The sequence below is a fragment of the Candidatus Thioglobus sp. genome (assembly GCF_029243085.1).
Classification (GTDB): domain Bacteria; phylum Pseudomonadota; class Gammaproteobacteria; order PS1; family Pseudothioglobaceae; genus Thioglobus_A.
Genome location: NZ_JAQWSS010000007.1, coordinates 1 through 7397 on the forward strand (window position 1 = coordinate 1; position 7397 = coordinate 7397).

Below are 7397 nucleotides of genomic sequence, written 5' to 3' on the forward strand. Positions count from 1 at the left end.
GCACCAACTTTAATAACTGCAACACCACCAGAAAGTTTAGCCAAACGTTCTGAGAGTTTCTCTTTATCGTAATCAGAAGTTGTTGTTTTAAGTTGCGCTTGAATTTGCTTAACTCGTCCATCAATATCAGCCTTTTTACCCATACCATCAACAACAACTGTCTCATCTTTGCCAATTTCTACACGTTTAGCACTGCCAAGCTGATCTTCAGAGATACCTTCTAAAGAGAGTCCCACTTCTTCAGAGATCACCATGCCGCCTGTTAAAACTGCTAAATCTTGCAAAATTGCTTTACGTCGATCACCAAAACCTGGCGTTTTAACTGCAGCCACTTTCACGATTCCTCTCATATTGTTAACCACAAGAGTTGCTAGCGCCTCACCTTCAATATCTTCGGCGATTATCAATAAAGGTCTGCCAGATTTTTGAGCAATTTCTAATGATGGTAGCAAGTCTCTAATATTTGAGATTTTGTCTTCATTTAATAAGATAAGTGGAGAATCTAAATCTGCACTCATTGAATCTTGATTGTTGACGAAATATGGAGATAAATAGCCTCTTTCAAATTGCATACCTTCAACAACATCCAGCTCATTGTTAAAACCAGAGCCTTCTTCAACAGTGATTACACCTTCTTTTCCAACTCTTTCCATCGCCTCAGCAATAATGTCACCAACACTGGTGTCAGAGTTAGCAGAAATAGTGCCTACTTGTGCAATAGATTTTGTGTCATCACAAGGCTGAGATAGATCACGTAATGCGTTAACTGCAGCTTCAGTAGCTTTGTCAATGCCGCGTTTTAAATCCATTGGATTCATGCCTGCAGAAACAGATTTTACACCTTCAATTAGCAAGGCTTGAGCAAGTACAGTTGCCGTAGTAGTTCCATCACCAGCAATATCATTGGTTTTAGAAGCTACTTCTTTCACCATTTGTGCACCCATATTTTCAAATTTATTTTCTAATTCGATTTCTTGGGCAACTGATACACCATCTTTAGTAATATTAGGCGAACCAAATGATTTATCTAATACAACATTTCGTCCTTTTGGTCCAAGTGTTACTTTAACTGCATTGGCAAGTATATTTACACCATTTAGCATTAAACTTCTTGCATCTGAGCCAAACTTTACATCTTTTGCTGACATATTGATTCTCCTTTATTTAATAATTGCAACAATATCGTTTTCACTCATTACTAGTAGCGATTCACCATTGACGGTAACTTCAGTGCCAGCATATTGACCAAAGACAACATTATCACCTACTGCTACTTCCATAGAAGCGATCTCACCACTATCCATTAATCGTCCACTACCAACAGCTATCACCTCTCCTTCTGACGGCTTTTCAGTTGCTGAATCTGGAATGATTAGACCACTTGCAGTTGTTTTTTCTTCTTCTGTTCTGCGAACAATTACGCGATCGCGTGTTGGCTTGATACTCATTTTATCTCCTACTTAATAAATAATAATAAAAATTTTTAAACAGGGTTTTTTTTAAGCAAAAAGGTTATAGAGATTGCTCTTGTAAACTTGATTTAAGTTTTTTCATTGCCTTGTTTTCAAGTTGACGAACCCTTTCTGCAGAAATACCATATCTGTCTGCCAATATATGTAGGGTCGTTTTTTCTTCTTTCAAGTATCTAGATTGTAAAATATCTAAACTTCTTTCATCTAAAGCGGAAAGTGCTTTATAAAGTTGTTGCTGTTGATTTTTCTGCGAGTCATCAACTAACAATAATTGTTCAGGCGTTTGCACGTTTTCATTAGTTAGATATTGTTCAGGCGCATTTGAATCTTCATCATCGGAATTTTCAAACGTCACATCATTAAACTGTAAGCGTGATTCCATCTCTAACACGTCTTTACGCCTTACCCCTAAATCTTCAGCAATTTGATCAGCTTGATCGTTATTCAAAGAGTTGTATATTTGCGCCTTAGCTTTCTTTAGTTTAAAGAAGAGCTTACGCTGAGCCTTAGTGGTAGCAACTTTAACAATCTTCCAGTTTTTAAAGATAAATTCATGAATTTCTGCCCGAATCCAATATACTGCAAATGAGGCTAGACGCACATTTTTATGAGGATTAAAGCGTTTAACTGCTTTCATAAGCCCAATTGTACCTTCTTGGATTAAATCTGCTTGTTCGAGACCGTAACCCTTGTAACCATGTGCAATAAAAGCGACAAAGCGCATATGTGATAATACAAGCTTTCGTGCAGCACTTAAATCGTGCTCTTCATAGAGTTTAATGGCTAATTCGTGCTCTTCCTCAGCACTTAGTATTGGTGGATATTTTTGAACGCCTAAAGCACTTGAAGTGCTAGTAGCAGGTAGGGCAAACTCTGAACTCATTAAATATTGACGAATATTACTAAGGATTAATATTATAGGTTAAATCAATGAGTTAAGCAAGGATTGATATTTTATTGATTGTTGGGATAATAACAATCGTTGAGAGTGAATAATAGTAGTCAAATCAGCTAATGCTAATGCAAAGTTGTCATTGATCACAAGATAGTCGAATTCATCATAATGCTGCATTTCACTCACAGCGTCTTGCATGCGCCTATCAATAATGCTTTTATCATCTTGGCCGCGACCGGTTAAACGTTCACGTAAAGCAGATTCTGATGGCGGTAAAATAAAAATACCAATCGCATCGGTAAAATTTTCTTTTACTTGTCTAGCACCTTGCCAATCAATCTCCAGTATGACGTCAGTGCCAGTTGCCAACAAATCTCTTACAGTTTGTTTAGCGCTTCCATAGTAGTTGTCAAACACTTGTGCCGATTCAATAAAGCCATTATCGTTGTTAATCTGATCAAACTCTTGCTTAGTGATAAAGAAATAATTTTTTCCATGCTCTTCACCAGGGCGCGCTGCACGTGTTGTGTGTGAAACTGATACGCACAACCCCTCAGTTTTTTCAATTAACGCTTTAACCAGAGAAGTTTTTCCGCACCCTGAAGGCGCGGCAACGATAAATAAGTTAGCCATTATGATGCAGGAGTGTAGCCTTTAATGTCATCAGCACCTTCTTCAGAAAAGAAGAATTTATCCATTTGTTCTTTTAAGTGTTTTTGGGCATTAGGATCCATCATGCTAAGATTGTTTTCATTGATAATCATGGTTTGATGATCAAGCCATTGCTGCCAACCTTGTTTGGATACATTGGCCAAGATTTTCTTGCCAAGATCACCAGGGTAAGGTGCGCGATCTAGCGCTTCTAGTTCTTCGTTTAATTTTACACAGTGTACGGTATTCATAGTTTTCTCAGGTTGATGCCTAAAAATTTTAGACTTAAAAAATAAATGAACACTGATAAGCAGATCGTTGAACCCAATTGGGTGATTCTAGTAAATGCATCTGCATCTAGATAGGCGCCAACCGTCTGATCAAAGTTCAAAATAAAAACAGCCATTATAAAGCTTGCTGTGAAAACTTTAAAAAACATTTTAATTAAATCTTTAGAAAAGCAAAAAATAGACTGTTGATTTAAATAAAAATATAGAATATAAGCATTGATAACGGCTGCTATTGAGGTAGCTAATGCAAGGCCAACATGATTAAAATAATAACCAAAGATAATATTTAAAACAACATTTGAAAGCATGGCGATAACACCTGCTCTAACAGGTGTTTTGGTATCACCTCTAGCTAAAAAGACGGGCGCCAATATCTTGACAACAATAAACGCCATCAGTCCAGAGCCATAAGCCATAAGACTAAGAGATGATTGATGTGCAGCAAATACAGTAAATGCATCATACTGAAATAGGGTGATTATTAAAGGTTCTGCAAGTAAAACCAGACCGGCACATGCAGGCATACCCAATACCAAGCCTAATTTAAGTGCGTAATCAATTGTATGGGTGAATTTCTGATGGTCGTTATTAGCATAATGTTTGCTAAGTTTTGCAAGGGCAACAGTTGCTAAAGCAATCCCAATGAGTGCCAAAGGTAGTTCTAATAAGCGATCAGAATAATATAGCCAGGAGACGCTACCGCTTACTAAGAGTGATGCAATCATGGTGTCGATTAGTAAGTTAATTTGAGACACAGAGACGCCAAAAAGAGCCGGCAACATACGTTTTTTTAATGTTTTTACAGCTTTATGATCTCCCTTGGCAAGCTTGGGTAATTTTCTAATTTTAAGTAAAAATGGAATCTGAAATAGCAATTGTAAAATGCCACCAATTAACACGCCCCAAGCAAGAGCCATAATTGGTTCATCCAAATATTGAGATAGGTAAATACTCGATAAAATCATACTCATATTAAGTAGTACTGGAGTAAATGCAGGAACTGCAAATTTATCATAAGTATTAAGAATGCTACCGGAAAAAGCTACAAGAGAAATAAGCAGTAAATAAGGAAAGGTGATACGCAACATATCTGCTGCTAAATTAAATTTAGTTAAATCATCACTAAAATAAAAACCCCAGGCAAACATAAAGATAACCGCAGGTGCGGCAACAACAGCAACGAGAGTAATAACAATTAGTACTTTTAAAAATTTTGTGCCAATATGATTAATGACGTTTTGAACTTCTGCTTCAGTATGGTTGGCTTTAGCCTCAGCTAAAATAGGGATAAAAGCTTGAGAGAATGCACCTTCACCAAACAATCTTCTTAAAAAATTAGGAATACGGAAAGCAACTAAAAAGGCGTCCGTTAAGCCGTTTGCACCAAAATACTTGGCAATGAAATAGTCACGCACTAAGCCAAGAATGCGTGACAAAAAAGTCATGCCAGTAACAATACTGCTAGACTTTAGAAAGGAATTATCCATTAATAAGGAGGGCGTTACTCCTCAACAGGGCCACGCATAATGCCCACTTTTGAGCCACGAATACAATTAACAAACTGCATAACTTCAGGGCTATCTGCTTCAGAGGATTCTAACTCCTTTAGCATTTGGTCAAGTAAACGACCTGTTGACTCCCTGTATACCACCTTAAAGGCACGTTTAATAGAGGCGATGGCACTTGATGAAAATCCACGGCGACGCATACCCTCAGCGTTAATACTACGAACTCGAGTTTGAGTACCTGAAGCAACCATATAAGCAGGGATATCTTTATTAACCTGACAACCCATGCCGATATAAGTATGCATGCCAATCATGCAGAATTGCTTGACTAAAGTAAAACCACCCAGAATTGCCCAATCATGAACACGCACATGACCTGCCAAAGAAGCATTGTTAGACATAATAACATGATTGCCAATATGACAATCATGAGCAACATGTACGTAAGCCATTAGCATGTTGTTAGACCCAACTCGAGTTAACGATTTTTCTTTTTCTGTGCCACGGTTAATGGTGCAAAATTCACGGATTAAATTGTCATCGCCAATGACTAGATTAGACTCTTGTCCTTCTTCGTAGGTAATATCTTGCGGGTCACCGCCAATAGAGGCAAATGAATAAATGTGGTTATTTTTTCCGATTTTAGTTGGGCCTTGAATAACAACGTGTGCTTCAACAATTGTGCCCGATCCAATTTCAACATTGGCACCAATGATTGCATAGGCGCAGATTTCTGCATTTTTATGAATTTTTGCACTTGGATCTATAATTGCGCTTGGGTCTATAGCCACAGGATTCTCCTCAATAATTTTTTTGTGTATGTTACTCGGCTGCTTTTTGTGTACACATAAGCTCTGATGTTGTTACAACGTTTCCATCTACAGTTGCCTTACATTTAAATTTCCATATGCCACGTTTGACAGTCATCACCTCAACTTCTAAACGAAGCTGGTCTCCAGGCTCAACCATACGTTTAAAGCGCACCTTATCAACACCCACTAACATATAAATTTGTCCATCAATAGGCTTTCCTACTTCTGATTTAAATGCCAAAATTCCAGTTGCTTGAGCTAATGCTTCAACGATTAATACGCCAGGCATGATAGGTTGCGCAGGAAAGTGACCTGTAAATTGTGGCTCATTAAAAGTTACATTTTTCAAGGCAACAAGTGATTTACCAATTTCTAATTCAAGTACTCGATCAATTAACAAGAAAGGGTAGCGATGAGGTAGATAATTCTTAACGTCTTGGATGTTCATTTCCATGATTAATTTCCTTTTAAATGGTTGAGTTTGATATTTAAATATTTAGCAATTTTATCAAGTTTTATTAACCAAACACCAACAATCTGCCATTTTTTATGTGGCATTAAAGGCATGATGCCGGTATACATGCCAGGACTTGTGATATTTTTATCTACCGTGCTTTTAGCGTTGATAACAACATCATCGCAAATATTGAGATGGCCCACAATACCTACCATGCCACCAATCATGCAGCGTTTACCGATATAGGTGCTGCCAGCAATACCTGTGCTAGCAGCAATCGCGGTATCTTCATCGATAACAACATTATGAGCAACATGTATTAGATTGTCTAGTCGCACACCATTGTGAATATAGGTGTCATCTAGTGTACCTCTGTCAATTGTGGTATTGGCTCCTATAGTAACATTGTCACCAATAATAACATTACCTAAATGAGCAATAGAATGCCAATGTTTGTTTGCATCTCTTGCATTGCCAAAGCCTTCAGAGCCAATAACTGCACCAGGCGCAATAACGACCCGATTGCCAATTTTTGAACCTTGAAGAATAGTGACATTGGGTCCTATTATGCAGTTTTCACCAATACTCGTATTATCTTCAACAATAGTATTGCCACCCAAACTTGTATTGGTGCCAATGGTAACATTTGCACTAATACAGCAGCCAGATGCAATGTTTGCGTTGTTTATTTTTGCACTATGGTGAATGCCAATGGTGTGGTTAACATGATGTTTGAATAAGTGTGATACTTGTGCAAAAGCTAAATAAACATCTGACACAATGAGCGCATTAGTGGTGCAAGAATCTTTTAAAGATTCATGAATAATAACAGCACCCGCTTTGCTTTCTAATAAACTTTTACTGTATTTGTTGTTAACAACATAACTGAGCTGTTGAGCCTGTGCTTGTTCAATACTAGCCAGGCTGGAGATATTAAATTTGGCATCACCAATGAGTTCAGCATTGATTAACTTAGCAATTTCCCCCAAATTGTACATTATCTAAACAATCTTAAAAACTAGTGCCCAGTGTAAATTCAATGGTTTTGGTTTGGTCGTTTGCTTTTTTAACCAAAGGTTTGGCTGCATAAATACCTAAAGGGCCAATTGGCGTTAACCAAGAAAAGGCCACGCCCGTTGACACACGAACTTCATCAAAACCAATATTAGATGCTTTCTCTTCAACAGAGCCAGCATCAATAAAAGCACTCATACGCATATTTTTACTGTCATTAACAAACTTCATTGGGTACTAGTTTTTAAGATTGTTTAGATAATGTACAATTTGGGGGAAATTGCTAAGTTAATCAATG

10 protein-coding genes are annotated in these 7397 nt (G+C 37.5%); all 10 read right to left on the reverse strand.

From position 1 onward, the window contains the following. Positions 1 to 1148, reverse strand: a 1148-nt coding sequence (groL, locus tag P8M52_RS00320; RefSeq protein WP_300305701.1) for a chaperonin GroEL, incomplete at its 3' end; no start/stop codon positions are given. A 12-nt stretch (positions 1149 to 1160) separates the two neighbouring features. Continuing rightward, complete coding sequence (locus tag P8M52_RS00325) at positions 1161 to 1448, reverse strand: co-chaperone GroES (RefSeq protein ID WP_300305703.1); 288 nt, start codon at positions 1446 to 1448, stop codon at positions 1161 to 1163. A 64-nt stretch (positions 1449 to 1512) separates the two neighbouring features. Next, positions 1513 to 2355 (reverse strand): RNA polymerase sigma factor RpoH, encoded by an 843-nt coding sequence (rpoH, locus tag P8M52_RS00330; protein WP_300305705.1) that lies wholly within the window; start codon positions 2353 to 2355, stop codon positions 1513 to 1515. A 39-nt stretch (positions 2356 to 2394) separates the two neighbouring features. Continuing rightward, on the reverse strand, positions 2395 to 3000 hold the full coding sequence (gmk, locus tag P8M52_RS00335; RefSeq protein WP_300305707.1) for a guanylate kinase: 606 nt from the start codon (positions 2998 to 3000) through the stop codon (positions 2395 to 2397). Then, the gene (locus tag P8M52_RS00340; protein WP_300305709.1) at positions 3000 to 3269 is read right to left on the reverse strand and encodes an oxidative damage protection protein; all 270 of its coding nucleotides are present in this window, start codon (positions 3267 to 3269) and stop codon (positions 3000 to 3002) included. The genes gmk and P8M52_RS00340 overlap by 1 nt, the downstream gene beginning before the upstream one ends. Beyond that, on the reverse strand, positions 3266 to 4795 hold the full coding sequence (murJ, locus tag P8M52_RS00345) for a murein biosynthesis integral membrane protein MurJ (protein ID WP_300305711.1): 1530 nt from the start codon (positions 4793 to 4795) through the stop codon (positions 3266 to 3268). Before murJ ends, P8M52_RS00340 begins: the two co-directional genes overlap by 4 nt. 14 nt (positions 4796 to 4809) lie before the next feature. Further along, the gene (gene lpxA, locus P8M52_RS00350; RefSeq protein ID WP_300305713.1) at positions 4810 to 5607 is read right to left on the reverse strand and encodes an acyl-ACP--UDP-N-acetylglucosamine O-acyltransferase; all 798 of its coding nucleotides are present in this window, start codon (positions 5605 to 5607) and stop codon (positions 4810 to 4812) included. A 31-nt stretch (positions 5608 to 5638) separates the two neighbouring features. Further along, positions 5639 to 6082, reverse strand: coding sequence for a 3-hydroxyacyl-ACP dehydratase FabZ (fabZ, locus tag P8M52_RS00355; RefSeq protein WP_300305715.1), 444 nt, complete (start codon positions 6080 to 6082; stop codon positions 5639 to 5641). A gap of 2 nt (positions 6083 to 6084) precedes the next feature. After that, positions 6085 to 7083 (reverse strand): UDP-3-O-(3-hydroxymyristoyl)glucosamine N-acyltransferase, encoded by a 999-nt coding sequence (gene lpxD, locus P8M52_RS00360; RefSeq protein ID WP_300305717.1) that lies wholly within the window; start codon positions 7081 to 7083, stop codon positions 6085 to 6087. A gap of 13 nt (positions 7084 to 7096) precedes the next feature. Then, positions 7097 to 7330 carry a BamA/TamA family outer membrane protein gene (locus tag P8M52_RS00365; RefSeq protein ID WP_300305718.1) on the reverse strand — a complete coding sequence of 78 codons (234 nt, stop codon included), beginning with the start codon at positions 7328 to 7330 and terminating at the stop codon, positions 7097 to 7099. Between the last annotated feature and the right edge of the window lie 67 nt (positions 7331 to 7397).

Bases quoted from the DNA above. Each gene is read 5' to 3' on its own strand.
- P8M52_RS00325 (WP_300305703.1), bottom strand. From the start codon at position 1,448: ATGAGTATCAAGCCAACACGCGATCGCGTAATTGTTCGCAGAACAGAA.
- rpoH (WP_300305705.1), bottom strand. From the start codon at position 2,355: ATGAGTTCAGAGTTTGCCCTACCTGCTACTAGCACTTCAAGTGCTTTA.
- gmk (WP_300305707.1), bottom strand. From the start codon at position 3,000: ATGGCTAACTTATTTATCGTTGCCGCGCCTTCAGGGTGCGGAAAAACT.
- P8M52_RS00340 (WP_300305709.1), bottom strand. From the start codon at position 3,269: ATGAATACCGTACACTGTGTAAAATTAAACGAAGAACTAGAAGCGCTA.
- murJ (WP_300305711.1), bottom strand. From the start codon at position 4,795: ATGGATAATTCCTTTCTAAAGTCTAGCAGTATTGTTACTGGCATGACT.
- fabZ (WP_300305715.1), bottom strand. From the start codon at position 6,082: ATGGAAATGAACATCCAAGACGTTAAGAATTATCTACCTCATCGCTAC.
- lpxD (WP_300305717.1), bottom strand. From the start codon at position 7,083: ATGTACAATTTGGGGGAAATTGCTAAGTTAATCAATGCTGAACTCATT.
- P8M52_RS00365 (WP_300305718.1), bottom strand. From the start codon at position 7,330: ATGAAGTTTGTTAATGACAGTAAAAATATGCGTATGAGTGCTTTTATT.